24 protein-coding genes are annotated in these 23449 nt (G+C 30.7%); all 24 read right to left on the bottom strand.

The annotated features are described in order from the left end of the window. Positions 1-3: 3 nt before the first annotated feature. Positions 4-1212 carry a hypothetical protein gene (locus tag CAMP5121_RS05515; protein WP_337215008.1) on the bottom strand — a complete coding sequence of 403 codons (1209 nt, stop codon included), beginning with the start codon at positions 1210-1212 and terminating at the stop codon, positions 4-6. Then, positions 1190-1600, bottom strand: a complete 411-nt coding sequence (perR, locus tag CAMP5121_RS05510) for a peroxide-responsive transcriptional repressor PerR (protein WP_263663926.1) — start codon at positions 1598-1600, stop codon at positions 1190-1192. The genes CAMP5121_RS05515 and perR overlap by 23 nt, the downstream gene beginning before the upstream one ends. Before the next feature lie 83 nt (positions 1601-1683). Beyond that, positions 1684-3513, bottom strand: coding sequence for a 1-deoxy-D-xylulose-5-phosphate synthase (dxs, locus tag CAMP5121_RS05505; RefSeq protein WP_337215007.1), 1830 nt, complete (start codon positions 3511-3513; stop codon positions 1684-1686). Next, positions 3510-4328 (bottom strand): flagellar assembly protein FliH, encoded by an 819-nt coding sequence (fliH, locus tag CAMP5121_RS05500; protein WP_337215006.1) that lies wholly within the window; start codon positions 4326-4328, stop codon positions 3510-3512. The genes dxs and fliH overlap by 4 nt, the downstream gene beginning before the upstream one ends. Before the next feature lie 4 nt (positions 4329-4332). Then, positions 4333-5361, bottom strand: coding sequence for a flagellar motor switch protein FliG (fliG, locus tag CAMP5121_RS05495; protein ID WP_012662055.1), 1029 nt, complete (start codon positions 5359-5361; stop codon positions 4333-4335). Next, on the bottom strand, positions 5361-7046 hold the full coding sequence (fliF, locus tag CAMP5121_RS05490; RefSeq protein WP_337215005.1) for a flagellar basal-body MS-ring/collar protein FliF: 1686 nt from the start codon (positions 7044-7046) through the stop codon (positions 5361-5363). Before fliF ends, fliG begins: the two co-directional genes overlap by 1 nt. A gap of 14 nt (positions 7047-7060) precedes the next feature. Further along, entirely contained in the window at positions 7061-8152 is a 1092-nt protein-coding gene (gene hisC, locus CAMP5121_RS05485; protein WP_337215004.1) for a histidinol-phosphate transaminase, read from the bottom strand. Further along, the gene (gene pheA, locus CAMP5121_RS05480) at positions 8142-9215 is read right to left on the bottom strand and encodes a prephenate dehydratase (protein ID WP_070255253.1); all 1074 of its coding nucleotides are present in this window, start codon (positions 9213-9215) and stop codon (positions 8142-8144) included. Before pheA ends, hisC begins: the two co-directional genes overlap by 11 nt. Further along, entirely contained in the window at positions 9212-9973 is a 762-nt protein-coding gene (locus CAMP5121_RS05475; RefSeq protein WP_337215003.1) for an HAD-IIA family hydrolase, read from the bottom strand. Before CAMP5121_RS05475 ends, pheA begins: the two co-directional genes overlap by 4 nt. A gap of 1 nt (position 9974) precedes the next feature. Beyond that, positions 9975-11180 (bottom strand): diaminopimelate decarboxylase, encoded by a 1206-nt coding sequence (gene lysA / locus CAMP5121_RS05470; protein ID WP_337215002.1) that lies wholly within the window; start codon positions 11178-11180, stop codon positions 9975-9977. Between the two features lie 17 nt (positions 11181-11197). Beyond that, positions 11198-12259 (bottom strand): LptF/LptG family permease, encoded by a 1062-nt coding sequence (locus CAMP5121_RS05465; protein ID WP_337215001.1) that lies wholly within the window; start codon positions 12257-12259, stop codon positions 11198-11200. A 3-nt stretch (positions 12260-12262) separates the two neighbouring features. Beyond that, a complete protein-coding gene (gene pth, locus CAMP5121_RS05460) occupies positions 12263-12802 on the bottom strand; it encodes an aminoacyl-tRNA hydrolase (RefSeq protein WP_263736585.1) in 540 nt (179 codons plus the stop codon). Between the two features lies 1 nt (position 12803). Then, positions 12804-13340, bottom strand: coding sequence for a 50S ribosomal protein L25/general stress protein Ctc (locus CAMP5121_RS05455; RefSeq protein WP_133319540.1), 537 nt, complete (start codon positions 13338-13340; stop codon positions 12804-12806). A 46-nt stretch (positions 13341-13386) separates the two neighbouring features. Further along, positions 13387-14358, bottom strand: coding sequence for a transaldolase (locus CAMP5121_RS05450; protein ID WP_337215000.1), 972 nt, complete (start codon positions 14356-14358; stop codon positions 13387-13389). After that, positions 14355-14981, bottom strand: coding sequence for a phosphoserine phosphatase SerB (serB, locus tag CAMP5121_RS05445; protein WP_263706718.1), 627 nt, complete (start codon positions 14979-14981; stop codon positions 14355-14357). The genes CAMP5121_RS05450 and serB overlap by 4 nt, the downstream gene beginning before the upstream one ends. Further along, on the bottom strand, positions 14981-15499 hold the full coding sequence (locus CAMP5121_RS05440; RefSeq protein WP_039668837.1) for a chemotaxis protein CheW: 519 nt from the start codon (positions 15497-15499) through the stop codon (positions 14981-14983). The genes serB and CAMP5121_RS05440 overlap by 1 nt, the downstream gene beginning before the upstream one ends. 4 nt (positions 15500-15503) lie before the next feature. Beyond that, positions 15504-17810: a hybrid sensor histidine kinase/response regulator gene (locus CAMP5121_RS05435; RefSeq protein ID WP_337214999.1), complete on the bottom strand. Its 2307-nt coding sequence runs from the start codon at positions 17808-17810 to the stop codon at positions 15504-15506. 2 nt (positions 17811-17812) lie between these two features. After that, a complete protein-coding gene (locus CAMP5121_RS05430) occupies positions 17813-18766 on the bottom strand; it encodes a chemotaxis protein (RefSeq protein WP_337214998.1) in 954 nt (317 codons plus the stop codon). Further along, positions 18766-19494 carry a UDP-2,3-diacylglucosamine diphosphatase gene (locus CAMP5121_RS05425; protein ID WP_337214997.1) on the bottom strand — a complete coding sequence of 243 codons (729 nt, stop codon included), beginning with the start codon at positions 19492-19494 and terminating at the stop codon, positions 18766-18768. The genes CAMP5121_RS05430 and CAMP5121_RS05425 overlap by 1 nt, the downstream gene beginning before the upstream one ends. A 3-nt stretch (positions 19495-19497) precedes the next feature. Next, positions 19498-19983, bottom strand: coding sequence for a transcription elongation factor GreA (gene greA / locus CAMP5121_RS05420; protein ID WP_039619215.1), 486 nt, complete (start codon positions 19981-19983; stop codon positions 19498-19500). Between the two features lie 9 nt (positions 19984-19992). Next, a complete protein-coding gene (lpxB, locus tag CAMP5121_RS05415) occupies positions 19993-21090 on the bottom strand; it encodes a lipid-A-disaccharide synthase (RefSeq protein WP_337214996.1) in 1098 nt (365 codons plus the stop codon). A gap of 79 nt (positions 21091-21169) precedes the next feature. Then, positions 21170-21742: a cytolethal distending toxin subunit A gene (locus tag CAMP5121_RS05410; protein WP_337214995.1), complete on the bottom strand. Its 573-nt coding sequence runs from the start codon at positions 21740-21742 to the stop codon at positions 21170-21172. Between the two features lie 9 nt (positions 21743-21751). Continuing rightward, positions 21752-22555, bottom strand: coding sequence for a cytolethal distending toxin subunit B family protein (locus CAMP5121_RS05405; protein ID WP_337214994.1), 804 nt, complete (start codon positions 22553-22555; stop codon positions 21752-21754). Next, positions 22552-23364, bottom strand: coding sequence for a cytolethal distending toxin subunit A/C (locus CAMP5121_RS05400; protein ID WP_337214993.1), 813 nt, complete (start codon positions 23362-23364; stop codon positions 22552-22554). The genes CAMP5121_RS05405 and CAMP5121_RS05400 overlap by 4 nt, the downstream gene beginning before the upstream one ends. Between the last annotated feature and the right edge of the window lie 85 nt (positions 23365-23449).

The following is a 23449-nucleotide window of genomic DNA, read 5'->3' as shown; positions in this document are numbered from 1 at the left end:
TTCCTAACTATATATTTTTAATTTTTTGATGCTTTTTTCAATTTGTTTTATTATATTTTCATCATAAGAATTTTGATCTAAATGCTTATACTTAAAATAATTTTTCAACTTTTTAATGCTTTTTTCTTCAAACATAGTTGCAAAATAGCATAATAAAAATTTTATTTTTTCTAATTCTTCTTCAAGATTTGTTTGAGATTTTACAATTTTTTTCTTTAAAAAAACTAATTCTTTTCTTAGTTTAAAAGCTATTAAAGACTTTAAAATTTGATTTTTTCCTTGATAAAATTCATAATCATTTTTTAAAATAAAATCCATATCAAGAAAAATATCATTAATTTTTTCATCGCTTAAAATAAAAATATATTTTTCTAATTCAAACTCATGGTATTTTTTCATATTAATTTGATTTATCAAAAATGAAAATTGTTGTTTTAGCTTATTTTGAATATTTTTTTCAAAAAGAGAATCAAAAACATCAAGACAAAAACAAATTTGTTTAAGGCTTATAAAACATTGTTCCAAGTTTTTTTCACTTGAATTTTTTAAAAAATTTAATCTGTCATTTTTTAAGTTTTTTAAAAGAACAAAAAGTAAAATTTTACCAGCTGAAAAACTTTGAATTTGATTTGGAAAATGCAAGTTGATATCTTTTTGTTTATCTAAAATTTTAATACATCTAGCACTATCAAAAATTTTAGAAAGATCCCCATATAATGCTAAATTTTTACTATAAAAATTCTCATCATCTGTAATTTCTTTATAATTTTTAAAAAAATGAGGTAAATTAAACTGCTTTGCTTCTTCAACGGTGGAAAAAATCACTTTTAAAATGACCAAATTTTTTAAATTGTTTTTAAATTTATAAAGGAAAAATTGGGTATTATCAATCTCAAAACTAATTCTTGTTTTTTTTATTATATTGGCTATAGCATTTTTACTTTTTTGATGTTTAAATTCTTTTTTAGATATTTTATGAGTTTTTTTATCTAAAATATCATGTAATTTATAAAATGTAAATTGATAATAATCTTGATTGATTTTTTTATATTTGATATCACAAAAAGGATTTATACGTGTAAAAAATACACGTATTTTATCCTTAGAATAAGCAAGTTTTTCTTCTTTTAAAATTTTGATAAAATCATCGTTTTCAATTAAAAAGCGTCTTTGTACTGCACAAATCATTTTACTTGCAAAATTTACAACCATTCACATAAGCAAACACGCCAAGATAGTCAATAATATTACCAATCTTTTTCTCAAGATCTTCTTGGTATTTGTTAATCCCGCTATCTTCATAGCGCACATCTTCTATGTGATTGCATTTACTACAAATTACATGAATATGTGGATATTCATAAATATCATAACAAGTTTTTTGATTTGGAGTATTAATTTCTACTACCAAACCTTGTTCTTTTAAGGTATTTAAATTTTTATATACCGTAGCTAATGAGATAGAAGGATATTCTTCTTTAATACTTTCATACAAAGATTCTATATTAGGATGCTCGTGGCGTTTTAAAATTTTTAAAATACAAAGTCTTTGTGGAGTAGCTTTTAAATCACAGTTTTTAAGCATTTGAATAAGTTCCATAGTCTATTCTCCAAATATTTTTACTTATAGTATAACTCTTTTTTTATAAAAAAATGATTATATTAAAAGATATTTTTTATCTTTTAATAAATTTTAACTTTTTGACACAATGAATCAATATCAAGCTCTAAAAATTTTTCCACTTCACTTGTTTTGCCATGGGCTATAAATTGATCTTCAAATTCAAAACTTACTAGTTTTATATGATAAAGATTTTCTTTTTGTAAAAAATTTGCAATCAAACTTCCCACTCCACCTATTTTAGCACTATCTGAAAAAACAAACCAAGTTTTTGTATCTTTTGCCAACTCTTTTAAAAGCTCTTCATCTAAAGGCTTTGCAAAAATCAAATCTATTAAGCTCGCATAATCTAGTCCAAGTTTATCTAAAGCTAATTTTGCCTTAGCCACACCTTGACCAAAACCTAAAAATACTTTATCGCTTTGTACTTTAGATAAAATTTGAGCTTTAGCAAGTTTTATCTCACATGGATTAAAATCATCATTTAATAAAAAATTACCCCTAGGATAGCGAAAAGCAAAAACTCCTTGATGAAAATATGCATATTCCATAATATTTTCCATCATAGCCTCATCTCTTGGAGCTGCTAGAGTAATATTTGGTATAGCACTTAAAAAGCTAACATCAAAAACACCTTGATGAGTTTCTCCATCTTCTCCTACAATTCCTGCTCTATCCATAGCTATAACTACATTTAAATTCATAATAGCACAATCATGAATTACTTGATCATAAGCTCTTTGCATAAAAGTGCTATAAATTGCTATAAAAGGTTTAAAACCTTCTTTTGCCATAGCAGCCATAGAAGTAACTGCATGTTGTTCTGCAATTGCGACATCCCAAAAACGTTCAGGATATTTTTCTATTAATTTATCAAGTCCAGTACCACTTGGCATAGCAGCAGTTACACCCACTATATTTTCATATTTTTGAGCTAAATTCAATAGGGTATTTGAAAAAATTTCTGTGGCGCTTTTTTTGCTTATATTTGCCTTTAAACTCTCCCCGCTACTTCTATCAAAAGCACCTACTCCATGCCATTTAGCATTTTTTCCCTCGGCTAATGTATAACCTTTACCTTTGATAGTTTGCGCATGCACAACGCAAGGTTTTTTCATAGCTTTTGCTTGATTGAGCGCATTAATAACCTCATTTAAATTATGTCCATCAATGGGACCAATATACTCAAGCCCTAATTCCTCAAACAAAAGTCCAGGTGTGATAAGCCTTAAACCCTCTTCAAAACGCTTTGCCATATAAGAAGCGCCTTGAGGAAAGTATTCTAAAAGATTTTCTATGCGTTTTTTAAATTTTTGATAAAACTGCGTTGCCATTGCCTGAGAAAGGTATTTTGAAATAGCTCCAATTGGCCTTGATATACTCATTTCATTATCATTTAAAATGATCACACAAGGGTATTCTCTATCACCAAGTTCATTTAAAGCTTCATAAGCCATACCTGCACTTAGCGCTCCATCGCCTATTAATACAACAGGTAAACGATCTTCGTTTTTTAATCTTATAGCCTTGCAAGCTCCAACTGCTAAAGATATAGAAGTGCTTGAATGTCCTGCTACAAAATAATCTCCCTCATCAGGCTTTGTATAACCACTTAAACCATTAAATTGCCTTAGAGTTTGAAAATTATTTATTTTACCACTTAAAAGCTTGTGTGGATAAGATTGGTGTGAAACATCAAAAATAAAAGGATCTTTTTTTACATCAAAAACATAATGCATGGCTATACTAAGCTCAACTACACCTAAATTTGAACTTAAATGTCCACCATTTTTACTCACTGTGTCTATAATAACTTCACGCAAATTGTTAGCTAAATTTTCTAACTCTTTAATTTGCATATTTTTAATATTTAAGTTATTTAAGTCTATCATTCATTAACCATATTTTTGATTTTTTGCAAACGATTATTAAGGTTTGATTCTATATTGCCTGCATCACTTAATATTAAAATACTCCCCTTATTAATCGCATCATCAAGACTAAATTTGATATTACTTTGCTCTTGTTCTAAATGTGATTTTACATATTCAAAATCATCAGGGCTAAGTTTTAATTCTATTTTAGTAGCATTTTTAAGCTCATTCATAAGCTCTTTTGCTAAATTTAATGCTATAAGTGAGGAATTTTCCTCAAGTTCTTTTGCAATCACTTCTTTTGCGATAATTACAGCTGTATCGGCTAATTCTTTTTCATTTTTAGATAAAAACTCATTTAAATTTTGCACTGTATTTTCAAGTTTTTCTACACTTTTTAAGTATTTTTCTTTTAAAGCTTCTAATTCACTTTCAAAATTTTTTTGAGCTTGCTCATAACCTTCTTTGGTAAATTTTTCTTTTGCATGTTCTAATTCTGTATTTAAGCGATTGTTAAATTCAGCCTCTTGGCTTTCTATTTGCATTTGTAATTTAATAATATTTCCTGACATTTCATCAGTTTTTTTAAGCAAATCTTCTACAAAGTCAGGTTGGATTTGTGGTTGTGGGACTTGTGGGGTAGTTTCTACTGTTTGATTTTCCACTGCTTGCTGAGTAGCATTTTGAGCCAGAGGAGTTTGATTTATAGTTTGAGTTTCTTCTTGTTTTTGCTCTTCATTAGAAAACATTTCACTCATAACTTTAAAATGATATCCCTCAACTACATGAGCAGAAATGTTTTCAGGTGAAATTACATTAGTTAATTTAGCCATAATCTTACTCTATCATCTCATCGGCCTCACCCACTTGGATAAGACCTTGTTCTGCAAGTTTTTGCACCACTTCTACAACTTTTCTTTGAGCCTCTTCAACATCTTTTACACGTACAGCACCCAAAAAGCCCATTTCTTCTACAAAAGCTTCAGCAGCACGCGTTGACATATTTGCCATAAATTTTTGTTTTAAATCCTCACTTGCACCCTTTAAACCTATCATCAAATCACGTTTATCAGCAGCTTTTAAAACTTCTCTAATCGCATTAGTACTAAGCTGAGAAATATCATCAAAAGTAAACATTAAATCTTTAATGGTTGTAGCAAGTTTTTCATCACTTTGCTCAATATAAGAAAGTGTTGTTTTGGATGCTTTTTGACCCAAGCGATTAAGCACTTCAGCAACCGCTCTTGGACCACCCACTTCAACTTTATAAGAAGTAAGACTTTCAAGTTTACTTTCAAGTACAGCAGATACTCTTTTGATAATTGAAGGTGAAATATCCCCAAGATTTGCCATTCTTATTACAACCTCAGCCCTTAATTCATCACTAAAATACTCCAAAGTTTCAGCAGCTTGAGTAGTATCCATATGAGCTAAAATCAAAGCTATAGTTTGAGGGTGCTCTTTAATGATAAAGTCAGCAAGCTGTTGTGGTTTGATTTGAGAAAGATAAGCAAAATTTTGGTTATTTTCCATACTTTTGGTAAGTTTTTCCAAAATTTTATTGGCAATTTCAGGACCAAAAGTTCTAAATAAAATTTCTTTTGCATATTCCAAACCGCCACTTTTTAGATATTGGTTTGATTGTAATAAAGTATAAAATTCTTCTAAAACTGCAGTAGCAACTGGTTTGTCAACATTTTTTGCTAAAGCGATATAGCGAGAAATTTCAGTGATGACATTAATATCCATATGAGAAAATAAAACTGTCGTTACATCTTCTCCAAGTTGAATTAAAAAAATTGCGACCTTTTCTGGCATAGAAAGGTCATCATAGACCATTTTTTGTTCTTCACTAAGCTTTATCATCAGATATCCTTCTCACCAAATTCAGCTTCATTTTCAACAAGTTTTTGTAACAATAATGCCACTTCTTCACCTTTTTCATTAGCCACTGCTCTTAATTTTTCGAGCAAGACATCATATTGAAGCGCATCTTCATCAAAATTATCCCCAAAGCCAAGTTGTTCTTCAACTTTCTTACGTGCTGCGTTGAATTTTTCAATAGCATCTTCAGCCTCGTCAATGATTTGCCCGTCTTTTCCTTCCATCTCTTCTTCAAGCTTAATATCTGCAAGCATTTTTTGAGAAAATGGCACAATAACTTTTTTGTAAAAGATAAAAAGCAAAATCGCGGCAAATACATACTTAACAGGTGGAATAAAAGGCTCAACAAATCTTGAATAAAAAGTTTGAACCTTATTTTCAACTTTAGCTGTTCTATGAAATTCCAAATTATTTACTTCAACCGCATCACCTCTAGCAAGATTAAATCCTATGGCACCTTTAGTAAGATTTTCAATCGCTTTAATTTCTTTATCACTCAAAGGAATATATTCATTAGTAATATTTCCCTGATCATCAGTAATTACTTTATACTTTCCATCTACCACAACAGCTGCAGAAATTCTTTTAATGGTTGCAAATTGCTTAGTGGTGTTGGTAATTTTTTTAGAAATTTCATTATTAGTTGTAGTTTGATTTTTAGTATAAACCTCGCGCGCACCTTTATCATCCAAACCTTCCACAGGACCGATGTTTGAAACAGCACCTGGTACACCTTGAATTTCTTTATCTTTATAGCCTTCTCTATGCTCTTCCAAGGTTTGCTCACTACGCACAACGGTATTTGGATCATATACTTCACTTTGTGATTCTTCTTTAGAAAAATCATAATCAATACTAACCTTTGCTACTACCCTATCATAGCCACCTGCAAATGGAGCAATAGAAGCAACAATTTTTTGCTCTAATTCATATTCTTGATCTCTTTTATATTTAATTTGAGCAGCAATTAAATCACTTTCAAAAGCACCCTCATCATCTAAAGGAATACCTTTTTGATCCATGATTTTTACATTTTCAGGGGTAAGTTTTGTCACTGAAGAAGCAATTAAGTTTTTAATCCCCATAATTTGCTTTTTATTAAGCTTTAAGCCTTCTTTTATCGTCAAAGCTACTGAAGCAGTTGGTGGGACTTGTTGTTGAGTAAAAAGTGTATCTTTAGCAAAAGCAATATGCACTGTGGCGCTATGAATAGGCTCTAAACTTTCAATTGTTCTAGCAAGTTCACCTTCTAATGCTCTTTGGTATTTTACCTTTTGCTCAGCTTCTGTTGCGCCAAATTCTTGTTTATCAAAAAGCTCAAAACCTACTTTATTATCTTTTGGCAATAACCCTGCAGAAGCAATAGCCAAACGCTGTTTATACACTTGTTCATTAGGTACTAAAATAGTTCCCTCATCACGCAAAATATAAGGAACCCCGCTTTTTTCAAGTTGCGTTACTATCATCGCTGAATCACTAGTATTAGCATTTTCAAACAATACTGAATATCCAGCCTCACTAGCTACTGTAGAACCACTTCTAAAAAGGGTTAAAAATACTAAAAATCCAACTACAACAACAATAGAAGCAGCAATGATAATACGCTGTCTTAAACTTAAATTTTGATAAAGCTGACCTACTTGGTGCAGTATAGTTTTATAATCCATTTATTTCCTACAAACTAAAAATTTTTAGAAAACTCTTCAAAAAACCTTGAATTTTCATACTCTGTACCTATACTTATACGCACAGCATTTAAACCATAACTTTGTAAATTTCTTATTATTATACCGTTTTTAAGCAATTTTTCAGATAAATCTGTGCTATTTTTTTCATCAAAAAAATAAGTAATAAAATTTGTATAGCTTGGAATGTATCGAATTTTATAATTTTTAGCAAAATCTTCATAAAGTTTCATTTGTGAAAAATTATTTTCCAAAGTTTTTTGCACAAACTCATCATCATCTAATGCAGCAACAGCAGCTTTTAAACTCAAATTAGTCACATTAAAAGGTGCTCTTAATTTATAAAACGCATTGATAATTTCCTTGCAAGCTATACCATAACCTACTCTCATGCCACCCAAACCATAAAGCTTAGAAAAGGTTCCTAGATATACTGTATTTTGAAATTTATGGATTAATTCCTTAGGATTGATATGTTTTTTGCTATCTTTAAATGAAGCAAATTCATTATAAGCTCCATCAATGGCTACCAAACAATCCTCATCAATTTTTTCTAAAAACTCAAAAACCTCACTTGCGTCTAAACACTCACCTAAAGGATTATTAGGCAAGCATAAAAAAATTACTTTGATTTTATTTTTATGCTTTTGATATAACTCATACAACTCATTTAAATCATGGGTTAAGCTTGGGGTTTTATAAACCTTAACTCCTAGTTGTTTTGCATAAATTTCATACATAGCAAAGCTAACCCCGCATTGCAAATAAGCCTTAGAATGATCAAGTTTTGCATGCACTATATATTCTATGATTTGATCACTCCCACTACCTATGATGAGATTTTCTTTTAAGATATCATATTTTTGTGCTAAAGCTTGTTTTAATTCACTCATAGTATCATCAGGATACAAATGAGCTAAATGCGCATTATTTATAATGGCTTCTTTAGCTTTTTTGCTTGTACCATAAGGATTTTCATTACTCGCTAGTTTAATAACTTCTTTTAAACCATATTCTTTAGCAATTAAATCCATATCCTTGCCACTTTCATAAGTTTTAATAGCTTCTAAAAAAGGATTAAATTTCATTACTTTCTCCTGATAAATACGATCCAAGCCATTTTATATGCTCAGCTTTTTTTAATACTCTTTGGACATTTTCATCATCAATATGTCCTTCAAAATCTATATAAAAACTATGTACAAATTCTCTTGTTTTTATAGGGCGTGATTCAAGTTTTGTTAAATTTATCCCCTCTTTTTTAAACTCATATAATAAATCACTAAGCCCACCTGGTTTATGTGCAGCAAGTGCTAAAATAGAAGTTTTACAATGAGGCATTTGAGGTATTTTTATATCACTTAAAATCAAAAACCTAGTGCGATTTGCCAAATTATCCTCAATCGTTTCAAATAATATAGGCACATTATAAAGTTTTGCTGCAATCTTAGAGCAAATCGCAGCTGAAGTAACATCTTGCGAAGCTAAATAAGCTGCATGAGCTGTGGATTTGCTTGCTACAAATTCTACTTCACTTAAATCATGACTTTCTAAAAAATTTCTACATTGATTATAGCCTTGTGGATGAGAATATATGCGTTTAATATCTTTTAAATTTTCACTCATACTTACAAAAGAATGATGAATATCCATATAAATTTCAGCAAAAATCTTTACATCTTCATATTTTCCAAGACAATCAAGCGTCACACCCACTGCACCTGCTGTATTATTTTCTATAGGTACTACTCCATATTTTGCTTCTTTGTGAGCTAATTCTTTAAAAACATCTTCTATATTTGCAAGTGGAGTATAACGACTCATAGCACCAAAACGCGTTCTTGCTACTTGATGCGTATAGCTTCCCTCAGGTCCTAAATAAGCTATACTTTGAGGCATTTCTAAATTTCTTGATACAGCAAAAATTTCTTGATAAATTGCTTCGATTGCATTTTGATCTAATAAACCATGATTATAATTTTTAAGTCTATTTATAATAGCTCTTTCACGCTCAGGTCTATAAATACTTCCACCTAAATTTTGCTTAATAACTCCTATATCTTTAACATGAAGCATTCTTTCATTAAGCAAAGCCAAAATTTTATCATCGATAGTATCGATTTTATTGCGTAATTTTTCTATCTCTTTCATTTAAACCTCGATATGTAGTAATCCTTAATGCTATCATATACAAAATTAAGTTTAGTTGTATCAAGACCTTGAGTGTTAGAAATTTTACCGCTTAAAACTAAGGCTGTTTGCATGCCAAGCTCATAAGCACCAAGCAAATCGCCTTTAAAATCATCACTAATGATTAAAGTCTTTTCAAAACTTACATTACAATCTTGCTGTTTTAATAAATTTAAAGCACTTTCATAAAAAGCCTTACTAGGTTTTCCTATTACTTTATAATCAAACTCGCATGCATTTTTAAGCATAGACATAATACTTCCAACACCTGGGTAAAGCCTTGAGTTTTTCTTATAAATACTACTTTCATGCATTGCTATAGCTTGCACACCATTTTTAAGATACTCTATCATACTAGCAAAATCTTGAAATTTAAAATCATCATAACTTGCTAGTAAAAATGCTTTTGGGTTTTTATAATCAAGCTCATAGCCTAACTCTTGAAGTGAATCTAAAAATTCTTTTGCTCCAAAAGCTACTATTTTACAAGGCTTTAAATGATCTTTTAAAACACAAAAAGGATCAATATAAACTTTTTCATTAATTTCAAAACCCAAATTTTGCAAATAATTTAAAAAATCTAATTTTTTGGTATTATTGGTAATAATCACATAAGGAATTTTTTCTTTATTTAAAGATTTAATGAGTTCTAAAGCACCATCTATAGGACTTTTATCATGATCTGAAATCAAAGTCCCTTGTACATCTAAAAATAACATTTCAATCCTTTAAAAAATCAAGCTCTAAAGCAATTTGATCCTCATAACTTTCTCTTTTTCTAATCATTCTTACTGTGCCGTTTTCACAAGCTAGCTCACATACTCTATTGCGAGTATTATAATTGCTACTCATGCTAAAACCATACGCACCTGCACTTTTAACTATGATCAAATCTCCTGCTTTTGTCTTAGCTAGTTTTCTATCTTTAGCTAAAAAATCTCCACTCTCACAAACCCCACCAACAATATCACAAAGGCTCTCTTCTTTATTTTCACCCAAAAGCTTAATTTCATGATAAGCACTATATAAACTTGGACGTAATAAATCATTCATCGCCCCATCAACAATCACAAAACGCTTTTTATCATTAAATTTTTCATATAAAACTTTAGTAACAAACTCACCTGCATTTGCCACTAAAAATCTACCAGGTTCCATACCTATACACACATCAAGACCTTGTAAACTTGCTAAAATTCCTTGAGCATAATCATATAAATTTGGTTCTTGCTCATCTTTATAACAAACCCCTAAACCCCCACCTATATCAAAGAATTTAATATTAATTTTTAAAGCCAAAAGTTCTTTTACTAATTTTGCAACAATCGCAGAAGCTTCATGAATACTGCTTATATCAAGAATTTGCGAGCCTATGTGAAAATGCACACCAACTGGCTCTAAAAATTGTGAGTTTTTAGCATAAAGATACATTTTTTTAGCACTTTCTATATCTACGCCAAATTTATTTTCATGCAAACCTGTAGAAATGTAAGGATGTGTTTTAGCGTCTACATTTGGATTTACTCTTATGCTTATACGAGCTATCTTTTGACTTTCTTTAGCAATTTGTTCTAAAAGAAGCATTTCTTCATAGCTTTCTAAATTTACATAAAGTATGTTTTGCTCTAAAGCATATTTTAACTCATCAGCACTTTTACCTACCCCACTAAAAATAATTTTATAATTTTTAGCCCCTGCTTTTAAAGCTCTATAAATCTCACCCGCACTAACACAATCAAACCCACTATCTAAAGAAGCTAAAAGTTTTAAAACACTTAAATTAGAATTTGCTTTAACTGCATAAAAAATTTGTGATTTTCTTGCTTTAAAAGCATCTTTTAACATTGTAAAGCGTTCTTTGATTTTATCAAAATCATAAATATAAAATGGTGTGTTATATTCTTTTGCTAGTTTTAAATAATCCATAAAAACCTCACTTGTAGTTATTTGTGTTTAAAATAATAAAAACTTCCTATACTCATTAAAATAAATACTGGTAACATTATACCAAGCTCTGGAAGTAAAATTTCATTTTCACTCAATCTTGTTAATAAAAACAACAAGCCCCAAACCAAAAGTATGCACACAAAAAATACAAAAGCTAAAAGTGCGAGATTAAAAAATCTTGCTGTTAAAGGGAAATAATAATACACAATAAGCATTAAAAATGGTGCAAAAAATGGTGTAAGAACTAAAGAATACAAGCTTGTTCTAAGTGTATTAGTAGAAATATTTTGTTTTGCAAAAATTACCATACTTTCTAGTGCGTCTAAAATAGAATAAGAAGGATTGCTCTCTACTAAAGAAATTCTTTTTAAAATTTTTGGAGAAAAGTCTTCTAAACCTTTAATATTTTTAAATTCTTCTATACTTAAACCCTCTTTTGAAACAATCAAATTTTGTGGTACATTAGTAGCTTTAGCATCATTTAAATCCCAAGAATCTCCATTAAATTTAGCAGTTTTTGCATGGATTATGCTTTGAATGTCTAAATTTTTTACATCAAAGATTTTTACATTATATAGGGTTTGAGAACTTGTTTTTTGTATATAAATAAATTTATCATTATATTTAATCAAAACTTCCCCACCCTCTCTATCTACAACGCCACGCTTAAGAATATTACTTTTATATTCATCTGCATAAGCAAAGGAGCTAAAATTAAGTCCAACATAAACACAACAAAAAAACATAGCCCATAAAAAAGGATAAAAAATCACTTGATTTTTACTTAAACCCAAAGCATATAAGCTAACAAATTCATTCGAGCGTATCATATTAAAAATACATAAAACCAAAGCAAGGACTATAGCTAAAGGTAGTATATAAGAAGCCGCTGAGCATGTTAAGAAAAATATATATAAAAGCTCTAAATTTGCACTTTTTGGTAGCCTATTGAAATTGAGCAAAAAATCAATCGCTACAAAGAAAAAAGTCAAAGAAAAAAATAAAATAAAAAATGATTTTAAATACAAAGATGAAATATAGCGAAAAAATATACTCATCGTTTAACTTTTTAAAGAATATTTTGAAGCGATTTTTTCTATATCAGAATTTAAAAGCTCAAATAAGGCTTTTTTACTATGTTCTAAAACCTTAGTTAAACTTTCTTGCTCTTCTTGCTTAAATTTCCCCAAAACATGAGAAATTACATCTTGTCCTTTTCCTACTCCTATACGTACTCTCTCATAAGCATTACCACAAAGATTATCTATACTTTTAAGTCCATTATGCCCACCACTTGATCCACCTATTTTAAATTTCAAAGCACCTAAATTTAAATCTATATCATCATGGATTACAATAATTCTATCGCATTTATAGTATTCACTAACAGCTTTTACGCTTTCTCCGGATAAATTCATATAAGTGGAAGGTTTTAAAAAAAGAGTAGAAGAGCTTTTAAAAAGCTCTCCTTTAAATTTAGTATTTGAAAGCTTTGTTGTTTGCAAGTCTTTCAAAATTAAGTCAATTAGCATAAACCCTACATTATGACGGGTTTGGGCGTATTGTTCTCCTATATTACCAAGTCCTACGACTAAGGTCATTTTATCTTGCTTTTTCTACGCCAACTACAGCTACTCTATCAGCATCAACCATAGTTACACCCTCGGGTACAACTACATCGCGGATTAAAAGTGCATCACCAACATCAAGTTTGGTTACATCTAATTCAAAATAATTTGGTAAGTTTTCAGCTGCACATTTTACTTTTAATCTTCTTTTTGATTGGATTAAAACACCTTTATTTTTAAGACCCATAGCTGTTCCTACGATTTTTACAGGAACCATATATTTAGAAATAACACCTTTTTGTGCTACTTTTAAATCTACGTGTTTTAATTCTGCAGTTACAGGATCTTTTTGATAATCAACTACCACAACATTTAATACTTTATCTGCTACTTTTACATCAAAAGCTAAAGTAGTTTTTTTGCGTACTTCTTTAATAAATTCATTTACTTTAAAAGCAGCATTGATGTTTTCTAATCCTTTTCCGTAGATGTTTGCGATTAGATAACCATCTCTTTTTAAAGCTTTAGCAGCTTTTCTACCGATACTCTCTCTAACGATACCTTCTAACATCTGTTTCCTTTCTAAAAAAATAAACGCTAATTATAGCTAAATAAGTTTATAAAGATTTTAAAATATCTTCATAAGCTATGCAAAATTGCTCTAAACCATCATCAAGCAAATCTTTACAAGCTTTACTTAAAGCATCTTTTGAAATATTTGCATTCAATTTTTTCTCTATACACTCATCTTTTAAAGGCTCTTTAAATACGATTTGCTTACCTTTAAAAGCCTTAATAGCATCTAGTGGTGCAGTATTAATAGCTTTATCATAGAGTAATTCTTTAATATAATAATCTTTTTCTAAATCATCACCCTTAACACCCGTACTTGCAAATAAAGCTCTAATATTTGCTTCATTTTGTTTAATGATATAATTATAAGCCTTTGTTGCAGTAAGAATTCCTATATAATTTTTATCTAAAACTTGATTATTTAATAATCTATCAAAACGGCTTACAAAAATACTAATAACTGCTCGAGGCTCTTTTTTGACTGCGGTATTATTTTTTCTAAATTCTTTTAAACCTAAATTTAAAGCTTCAAAGCATTTTTTAGTTTGCTCAAAATCAAAAATCAAAGTAGCATTTACACTAATACCATTTTTCATTAATTCTTGCATTACTTCATAAGAAGCTTCTGTGGCAGGAATTTTCATCATCACATTTTCTTTTGCAATTTGCGTGTATAATCTTTTTGCCTCAGCCAAAGATAAGCTAGTATTATCTTTTAATCTTGGGTCAATTTCAATACTAATAAAACCATCATTATTTTCATAATAATTAATAGCTAATTTATCTGCGGCCTTAGCTATATCTTCTATCGCAAGATACTCATATAAGGCTTTTTTATCTTTGAGATTTGATTTTTTGATTTTTTCTTTATAGATAGCTGAGTTTAAAATCGCATTTTTAAAAATAGCAGGATTTGAAGTAGCACCATTGATTATTCTTGAGTATATTAAATCCAAAAATTCATGATCTAAAAATTCATTTTCTATAAAATCACACCATAGTGAAAATTTTTTCATTGTATTACCTTTATTATTTCTTTTAAATCTTTTTTATCTACACAAATATCTGCATGAGATCTTAAAATTTCTTTGGCACAAAAAGCTATTTTTAATCCACATTCTTTAAACATAGAAATATCATTAGCTCCATCGCCCACACACATAATTTCTTCTGTTTTTAAATTTAAAAATTTCTTAAGTCTTTGTAGTATAATACCTTTTGAGTTGTTAAACATAATTTCTCCACCAACTTTTCCCGTTAAAACACCGTTTTTACTATGCAAAAAGTTAGCAAAACCGAAATCAAAATGAAGTTTATTTTGTATTAAGTCAATTCCCTCATGAAATCCACCGCTAAAAACAATAATTTTTATATTTTTATTTTTTAAATACTCGCATAATTCTTTAGCACCATTCATCAAAGGTAAATTTTCACAGCACTTTCTTACTTGATCAACTGGCATTCCCTCAAGCAAGGCTACTCTAGCACTCAAGCTTTCAAAAAAATCAAGCTCACCATTCATTGCTTTATCGGTGATACTTTTAACAGCATCACCGACATTATACTCTTGTGCTAAAATATCGATGGTTTCCCCATCCATTAGCGTAGAGTCAAAGTCAAAGGCACAAAGCTTTATCATTAAAACTCACGCTTTAATAAAGCTTCGGCTTTTAATATAGTTAAAATATTTTCCTCTCTTTTACCTATACCAAAAATCATACCTTTTTCTTTTAGTAAAGTTTCAGGTGGCGGATCAATTCTGCTTCTGTGAATTTTGATGGCCTCTGTTAATCTATCTATCACAAAACCCGCATTACCTGCAGGAGTTTGATTTCCATTTGCTACGCCTTTTAAAACAATATATCTAGTTTGAGGTGTCATTTTAGAACTACCTTGATTAAATCTTTTTGCAAGATCTATCAAAGGCATAACATTACCCCTCATATTAAACACACCTAAAACATAATCAGGTACACTTGGAACCCTAGTATATTCTATAGGTTTAATAATTTCTTGAATATTAAGAATAGGAATAGCATATTCCTCATCTCCTACCACAAAACCAACAAGCTGAATAATATCCTCTTCTTTATCCACATCTGGTTCTGCAATTTGCGCTTGTTGTTTTTGCAAAACCTGGCTTAATTTATCATTCATCTTCTTATCCTAGTTTTAAATTTTTTCTAACTACATTTTCTAAGTACTCTGGAGAGTAAGGCTTAGTAATATACTCAGTCATTCCTACTTCCACACCTCTTAGACGGTCTGATTTACTAGTTCTTGAAGTTACCGCAACAAGTGGAAGGTTTTTGTATTTAGAATATTTTCTAATTTCACCTGCTAAGGTATAACCATCCATTCTTGGCATTTCAATATCAATCAACACTGCATCAATATCATGCTCACCTGATTTAATTGTATTTAATGCCTCAACGCCGTTAGTTGCTTCTATAATACTCACACCTAGTGGTTCTAGCGATTTTTGCATGATATTTCTATCCATCTTAGAATCATCCACTATAAGTACTGTATAATCGCTTGGTTTTTCTTTCACAACTTTTTTAGCTTGCGCTTCAATTTGTGCTTTAATATCTACTTTGATCTCTTTAGCTATATCCATCATAGCAGCAACATCAATAATCAAAGTAACTCTACCATCACCACGAATCGTCGCTCCTGCTATACCTTGGATGTTTTGTAAATATTCACCCATAGACTTAATAACGATTTCTTCTTGACCTACTAAAGTATCTACTATAATACCAAGCTTACTTTCTGCTACACCTATAACAACTACATAAGTTTGATCAGTATTTTCAAGCACTTGTTTTACACCAAATACATCTGAAAGTCTTACTAAAGATAAAACCTCATCTCTTAAGCGAAGTACGTTTTTACCTTCAATGGTATAAATATCATCAATTGGCACTCTAACCGTCTCAAGAACACTTGCAAGAGGAATAGCATAAAACTCTTCTTGTGTACCTACAAGCAATGATTGAATAATTGCTAAAGTAAGTGGGATTTTAAGCTTCATCACAGTGCCTTTACCAAGTTCACTGTCAATCTCAATCACACCATTTAGTTTTTCAATATTAGTTTTAACAACGTCCATTCCAACACCACGACCTGAAACATTAGTGATTTTAGCAGCAGTTGAAAAACCTGGTTTGAAAATCAATGCAAACGCTTCTTTATCGCTCATTTGATCAGCTTCGCGCTCTGTGATTAAGTTTTTCTCTATAGCTTTTGATTTTAAAGCATCCGCATCAAGCCCTTTACCATCATCAGCAATTTCCACTACAATGTGGTTTCCTTCATTGTATGCTTTAAGATTAACGGTTCCTTTTTCTGGTTTACCATTAGCCACACGTGTTGCTGGATCTTCTATACCATGATCACACGAGTTTCTAATCATATGCATAATAGGATCGCCAATTTCTTCCACAATAGACTTATCAAGTTCAGTTTCTTCCCCTGAAATTTCAAGCTCCATTTGCTTGCCAAGTTCACGACCCAAATCACGTACAACTCTTGGGAATTTGTTGAAAACTTTTGCAATAGGCTGCATTCTTGTTTTCATAACTGCTAATTGAATATCTGTAGTAACAATGCTAAGTTGCGATACTACTTGGTTTAATTCTTCTAAGAATTTTTCCCCATCATATCTTTCTTCAACATCATCATAAATTTTTAATAAGCGGTTTTTACCAAGAACAAGCTCACCAATTAAGTTCATCAAATGATCAAGTCTTTTTACTTCAACCCTAATGGTTTGATCCATATTTGCACCACTACTTCCACCACCTGCTGCAGGAACTTTTTTCTCAGTAGTTGCATTTTGTGCTTGAACAGCTGGTTTACTTGGAGCTGGATTAGCTTCTTGTGTTTTTTTCTTTTCAGCACGTCTTGCTTGGTCTTCAGCTTTTCTTACTTTTAAAAGTCTTTCAATTTCAGCCTCAACCTCATCATCACTGAGTTTATTTACATCAACTTCAGGTTCTTCAGCCTTTGGCTCTTCTTTTACTTCTTCTTTTGGCTCTTCAGTTTTAGCCGGTGCAACAGACTCTAAACTTTCACCCTCTGAAATAGCGGTTAATCTTGTACAAATTGGAGCTATATCAAGCCCTATTGCTGTATCATTTCCATTATCTCTAATAGAATTTAATAAGGTTTTCATCATATCAATAGACTCTAAAACCACATCCATTACTTCAGGAGTAATTTTAAGCTCATTGTGTCTTGCTTTATTTAAAACATCTTCCATGTGATGAGTAAGTTTTGTTAAAACATCAAAATTTAAAAAGCTTGATGAACCTTTAACAGTATGTGCGACACGGAAAATTCTATTTAATAGTTCTAAGTCTTCAGGATTTGCTTCTAATTCAACCAGATCATGGTCAATTTGCTCAACTAGTTCAAAGGCTTCAACTAAAAAATCCTCAAGTATTTCTTGAATATCTTCCATTTTTACTCCTCACCTTTTTCATGTTTTTTAATAACACGAGAAATTTCAGCAAAGAAATCACTTGCGTTAAATTTAACCAAATATCCCTCACCACCTGCTTCTTTAACACCTTTATCGCTCATAAACTCATTTGATAAAGAAGAGTTAAACACGATAGGAATATTTTTAAATCTCTCATCATCTCTTACTTTAGCTGCAAAATGGAATCCATCCATTTGAGGCATTTCAACATCACTTACAATGATTTTTAGATGTTTATTTAAATCATCACCATATGCCCCATATAGTTCTTGAAGTTTTTGTAAACCTTCAACCCCATCTTTTGCTTCTACAACTTTTAAGCCGATTTTATTAAGTAAATCTTTAACAAGTTTTCTTGCAGTAGAACTATCATCAAGTGCTAAAGCTATACCTTCAATTTTTTGAATCTTATCATCTTCAATATCAGTTTGTGGAGTATAAATTCCAAGCTCTTGCACTATACTTTCTAAATCTAGGATAAGTAAAACCTCATCACCCTCGATTCTAGTTACACCTGTTATTTTACTTTTATCCAAGCTACCTGCACTTGTAGCAAAATTAGCTGGCTCGATATTTTTCCAATTAATTCTACGAATTCTTTTTGCCTCATGTACGATAAAACCGATTAATACATTACTAAATTCAGTAATAATAACTCTAGGTTTTATATTTGTCATTTCTGGCTCTTGAATTTGCATCCATTTAGCTAGATTAATCACAGGAATCACCACACCACGAAGATCAAAAATACCTTCAACATACTCAGGCACCCCTGGAATTTCAGTCAAAAAAGGAATTTTTATGATTTCTCTAACCTTAGAAACATTTACACCATAAATTCCCTCATAGACTTTATCTTGGCCTTGCTTAAAGATGCGAAAATCAACAAGCTCCATTTCATTTGAACCTGTTTTAACGACATTCTCATCAAACATTATGCCTCCTTAAGTTCTATTTTGTGAAATCTGATTTCTGGTTCATATTTTACTACAAAAAAACTTTCCTTGTATGCAAAAGTAGGTAAATTTAAATATTTTGTATCCTCAAATTCTAAAAATACATCTTGATGATAATGTCCTTCTATTATAAATTTTACATTGTAGTGCTTTATACGCTCTTTTACTAAAGTAGCAAATTGAGGAATTTTTCTAATAAGTTGTTTTTTATTTTGATTTTTTAAAATTTTTTGAGTAATTTTTTCTTTACTAGTAACATTTAAAAAATTTAAAAAAAGTAGTAAATAATGATTTCTCAAACTTTTTAAGCAAAATTGCAAAAAAGGTTTTAAAAAAATATCTCCATGGGCTAATTTTACCAAGGTTTTATCTTGAAATTCGCAAAGCAAAGGCTGTTGTTTTATACTAAAAACCTTCACTTTTTTAAAAAATTTAGCTAAATTAAAATCATGATTACCTTCTAAATAAATGATTTCAATCTCATCAGTAAGCTCTTCAAGTAAGTCTATATAAGCTTTTGCAAAACCATGAGTAGCTTTTACTTCATAAATTAAAAGATCAAAAATATCACCCATTAAAAAAAGCTGTGGGGCTTGAATTTTTTTATCTTTTAAGGCTTGTAAAAACTCCCAAAAACCACGCCTATTTTTATTTTCATGCGCATCGGCAATAAAAATAGCATTTTCTTTTATAATTATTTTTTGCAAAAATTAAAATTCCAAAGCTTTGTATTCTATAGAAATGATTTCAAATTCACTCTCGCCTTTTGGTAAACGCACTTTAAAATCATCACCCTCTTTTTTACCAAGCATTGCTTTAGCAATAGGCGAACTAATGGAAATATAGCCTTTTTCTAAATTTCCCTCATTTACCCCTACCAAAGTATAAGTGCTTTGCTTTTCACTTTCTAAATCCTCTACAACAACAGTTGAGCCAAATTTCACGCTATCATGCTCATAAGAAGATGGATCGATGATTTGCGCTCTTGAGATCAAATCCCCAAGTTCAGCTATCTTACCTTCTATAAAAGCTTGTTTTTCTCTAGCCGCGTGATATTCTGCATTTTCTTTTAAATCTCCATGGCTTCTTGCTATATCTATTTCTTCTACTACTTTTGGGCGTTCAACTTTTTTTAAATGTTCTAATTCTTTTTCTAATTTCTCATAGCCATATTTACTCATAGGTTCTTTTTGCATGATTTATCCTTATTTGATTTCATAAAGTATTTTAGCCAAATTTTTTGCACTTGCAAATTGCAAATATTCTTTTAAAAAATCTACTTTATCAAAAAATGCCTTATAATCGTATTTAAGATAAGCTTGATACAAATTTTCCACATTCACTTGCTCTTGTAAAAATTCAGGATTAAGCTCGCTTTTTCCTGCAAAGTCCAAAAAGATATTTGCAAGGCCTATATGTTTGAGTTTTACAAAACATCTTGCGATAAATACATCAATAGCTTTAGCCTTATAAGCAAGCACAAAAGGCGTGCCGACCAAAGCTGCTTCAAGTGTAGCTGTGCCACTACAAATAAAAGCAAAATCAGCATTTTTAAGCACTTTTGGGGTGTTAGTTTGAATTTCAAAATTACTCACATCCCCGTAAATTTCTAGTCTTTTTAAATTAAACTCAGGCACACAAAGGATTTTTTTACCTTTAAATTTAGTGCTTAATTCTCTAAAAATAGGCATTAAACGCTTTATTTCACTTTTTCTTGAACCTGGCAAGAAAGCGATTGCTTTTTCATTATCATTTTTTGAAAGTATAGAATTTATATCTTCTTGATTTTTAAATTCTTTTATCTCATCTAAAAGCGGATGACCTACATAAGTGCTTTTGCTAAAAAACTCACTATCAAAAGGCAAGATAGAAGCTAACACATCAAAATGACTTTCTATGATGGGTATGCGACCTTTTTTCCATGCCCAAACTTGAGGTAAAATATAATAAATTCTTTTTTCTTTGGAATTTGCTTTTTTTAAAGCCTTTGCAAAAGGTATGTTAAAAGCAGGTGAATCTATACATAAAATCGCATCAATTTTTTGAGTAAGACTTAAATTTACTAGCTCTTTTATAGCTTTTTTGGCTTTTAAAATGAGTGGCAAAACCTCTATAAAACCCATAGCGCTAAACTCATGTGAGCTATAAAGTGGCTTGGAATTTAGACTAAATTCTTCACATAAATTCTCATCATAAATTCCCACTAAATCAAATTCTTTATATTCATTTTTATAAGCTTTTAAAACTTCTTTTAAATGCAAATTTGCTGAAGGCTCTAAAGCACAAACTAAAAAGGTTTTCATTAACCTACCTTATATCAATTTTCAAAGACATTTTAACAAATTTTAACTTAGAGTTTAAACCTGCAAAAGCAGGTTTAATTTAATAAAGCGGAGTTGCTTCAACGATAGCAGGAGTGAAGAAAAATAATTCTTTTAATTCTATAGGTACAGAAGGATTTACAGTACAATCATCTAAGCCAAAGCGATTTTCTATAGGCACGCGTGCTTCATAAAAAGTACTCATACATTTTACCCCACCATGCGTTAAAGACCTAATTTGCACAGCAGAACTTGTAGTAGGCATGATAGAAAAAACCGTTTGCATTTGTCCATCTTGTAAATCTTGCTTGCAAGATTTTGTTCCAAAAGTTTTTTCATCCAAAGCAGCCAAACACACATCAGCACCTCTAGGGTTTATAAACTGCACATAACCAAAAGGGCGTTGCACAGCATACCTGTCTTTTTCCTTTAACTCATCGCTAAGTATTATTTCTTTTAAAAACCAATTTTGCTCTTCTAATATTTCAGAACTATACCTAAAAGGACTTAGTGAGATTCCTGTTTCTAAAGATCTTATGGCAAACATGGGTGTAAAATCTTCTAATTCATCTAAACTAACCTCAGCTCTTAAAAAACTCAAAACCATAAAAAATAAAATACAAATTTTTTTCATCATTTACTCCTAAGGTCTTCTAAAATTCACAGGAAAATGATCAGAAGCTAAAAAAGTCCTAAGTCCTGCTACAGCCAAAAGAGCAATGATTGGCGGTGGATTGTACAAAGAAGCTGTATTGGAATTTCCTGTGATAGCATAATCAATAATCCTTCCGCTAGTTTGAGTATTAGTATTTGGAGGGATCACTCGTGTACGTGCTATTAAATCTGGATCAAGCAAAGAAACCAAAGCTCCTGATTCTCTATTAAAATCACCCAAAATCATCCAATTAATCTCTGGTCTATTTCTAAAAAATTGATCCACAGCACTCACAATAGCTCCACCATCATTACCCCCACTTGCTAAAGCATGTATGCTAAAAAACGCGTCATTTCCTATGCGAATTCCTATAATAGGTCTTGAGGCAACAGTTGGAGGTGGTAAAACAAAAACCTCATCAGCTTGCACTCTACTTACTATAGCCATATTCACACGGTTTGCTCCAACATCAACTCTTGAATAATATATAAAAACAGAATTTGGACGGCTTGATGAGCCCAAATTCCACTCATACTCATGAATTGGAATTCCAACTCCCACAGGCTGAACTTGTCTTGGAGTCATTATAGCTGTGCTTGGTAAAACTCCTGCTTCTTGAACAGCTAATATATCCATAGGATTAGCACCCGTTACAAGCTGTCTAATACTAATATTCCATTTACTTTCAGTAGAAGCTGATGAGCCTTGTAAATTCCAAGTGCCGCTATTATAATTTTCTAAAGCTCCAAACAATAAATTAAAACCTAAAATTAAAAATATTATCTTTTTCAAAATACCCCTCCTTCAACATAAGGTGATCTTGTTTGAAAAGCAGGCGCACTTATACTCCATTGTCTATCTAAATTTTTTTCTTTTGATTTCAAACAAGGTGTCAAATAAATACTATAATAGTTAAAATAAAACTCCTCCATTACATTTCCAACCGTTGTTTGTATGCATTGTTGGGTAGCATAATTTTGAATTTGATAAGCACCATTACTCATAGGAAAAAGACCCCAATATTGTGCAAAATTACTTTGATCACAAGGATAATGCACAATGCCATTTCCATAAGCATTTAAACAAGTGTTAGTTTTTGCGTTTTTAATCATGACTTTATTATTAGGAAATTCAATGAGTTGCCACACTCTTGCATCACCAAAAGGTTTGCTATCAAATAAATTATAACCCCATATCCAATTGCCTGGATTTAACGCCCAAACAGTTAGCGCAGCACCATTTGGATTCATGATAGTTACAAAATCACTCGCAATGCTTGAATTTTCATACAAAGCATTTGAAGTAAATTTATTATCCGAAGTTAACCTTGGCAAGGGTCCTTTTATGGGATTATCCCCTTTAAAAGTATTTGTAGTAACTATTGGTGGTACAAGCGGTATAGCAGGAAAATGCTTACCTTCTATTAAAGCTGGTGTTTTTTGCTTAGCAGGTGGCGTTGGATTTTTACCTATTTTTAAAGGATCAATATCATTTACATCACCCAAAGAACGTCCTAAAGGGTTTAATTGCTCTTTAGAAGAACATCCAATAAAAAAAGCTACAAATGCACTAAATATCATTATGAATTTAATTTTTTGCATTTTTCCTCCTTGAATTAAATTTAAATATACTATCATAATTATAAATAAATTATAATACAAAACACCACTAATAATTTTTCTTTAT

The organism is Campylobacter sp. 2352 PW (assembly GCF_024723575.1).
Classification (GTDB): domain Bacteria; phylum Campylobacterota; class Campylobacteria; order Campylobacterales; family Campylobacteraceae; genus Campylobacter_D.
Note: the sequence above shows the minus strand (reverse complement) of the source record. Positions and strands in the feature narration are given on the sequence as shown.

Bases quoted from the DNA above. Each gene is read 5' to 3' on its own strand.
- CAMP5121_RS05515 (WP_337215008.1), bottom strand. From the start codon at position 1,212: ATGGTTGTAAATTTTGCAAGTAAAATGATTTGTGCAGTACAAAGACGC.
- perR (WP_263663926.1), bottom strand. From the start codon at position 1,600: ATGGAACTTATTCAAATGCTTAAAAACTGTGATTTAAAAGCTACTCCA.
- dxs (WP_337215007.1), bottom strand. From the start codon at position 3,513: ATGATAGACTTAAATAACTTAAATATTAAAAATATGCAAATTAAAGAG.
- fliH (WP_337215006.1), bottom strand. From the start codon at position 4,328: ATGGCTAAATTAACTAATGTAATTTCACCTGAAAACATTTCTGCTCAT.
- fliG (WP_012662055.1), bottom strand. From the start codon at position 5,361: ATGATAAAGCTTAGTGAAGAACAAAAAATGGTCTATGATGACCTTTCT.
- fliF (WP_337215005.1), bottom strand. From the start codon at position 7,046: ATGGATTATAAAACTATACTGCACCAAGTAGGTCAGCTTTATCAAAAT.
- hisC (WP_337215004.1), bottom strand. From the start codon at position 8,152: ATGAAATTTAATCCTTTTTTAGAAGCTATTAAAACTTATGAAAGTGGC.
- pheA (WP_070255253.1), bottom strand. From the start codon at position 9,215: ATGAAAGAGATAGAAAAATTACGCAATAAAATCGATACTATCGATGAT.
- CAMP5121_RS05475 (WP_337215003.1), bottom strand. From the start codon at position 9,973: ATGTTATTTTTAGATGTACAAGGGACTTTGATTTCAGATCATGATAAA.
- lysA (WP_337215002.1), bottom strand. From the start codon at position 11,180: ATGGATTATTTAAAACTAGCAAAAGAATATAACACACCATTTTATATT.
- CAMP5121_RS05465 (WP_337215001.1), bottom strand. From the start codon at position 12,259: ATGAGTATATTTTTTCGCTATATTTCATCTTTGTATTTAAAATCATTT.
- pth (WP_263736585.1), bottom strand. From the start codon at position 12,802: ATGACCTTAGTCGTAGGACTTGGTAATATAGGAGAACAATACGCCCAA.
- CAMP5121_RS05455 (WP_133319540.1), bottom strand. From the start codon at position 13,340: ATGTTAGAAGGTATCGTTAGAGAGAGTATCGGTAGAAAAGCTGCTAAA.
- CAMP5121_RS05450 (WP_337215000.1), bottom strand. From the start codon at position 14,358: ATGAAAAAATTTTCACTATGGTGTGATTTTATAGAAAATGAATTTTTA.
- serB (WP_263706718.1), bottom strand. From the start codon at position 14,981: ATGATAAAGCTTTGTGCCTTTGACTTTGACTCTACGCTAATGGATGGG.
- CAMP5121_RS05440 (WP_039668837.1), bottom strand. From the start codon at position 15,499: ATGAATGATAAATTAAGCCAGGTTTTGCAAAAACAACAAGCGCAAATT.
- CAMP5121_RS05435 (WP_337214999.1), bottom strand. From the start codon at position 17,810: ATGGAAGATATTCAAGAAATACTTGAGGATTTTTTAGTTGAAGCCTTT.
- CAMP5121_RS05430 (WP_337214998.1), bottom strand. From the start codon at position 18,766: ATGTTTGATGAGAATGTCGTTAAAACAGGTTCAAATGAAATGGAGCTT.
- greA (WP_039619215.1), bottom strand. From the start codon at position 19,983: ATGCAAAAAGAACCTATGAGTAAATATGGCTATGAGAAATTAGAAAAA.
- lpxB (WP_337214996.1), bottom strand. From the start codon at position 21,090: ATGAAAACCTTTTTAGTTTGTGCTTTAGAGCCTTCAGCAAATTTGCAT.
- CAMP5121_RS05410 (WP_337214995.1), bottom strand. From the start codon at position 21,742: ATGAAAAAAATTTGTATTTTATTTTTTATGGTTTTGAGTTTTTTAAGA.
- CAMP5121_RS05400 (WP_337214993.1), bottom strand. From the start codon at position 23,364: ATGCAAAAAATTAAATTCATAATGATATTTAGTGCATTTGTAGCTTTT.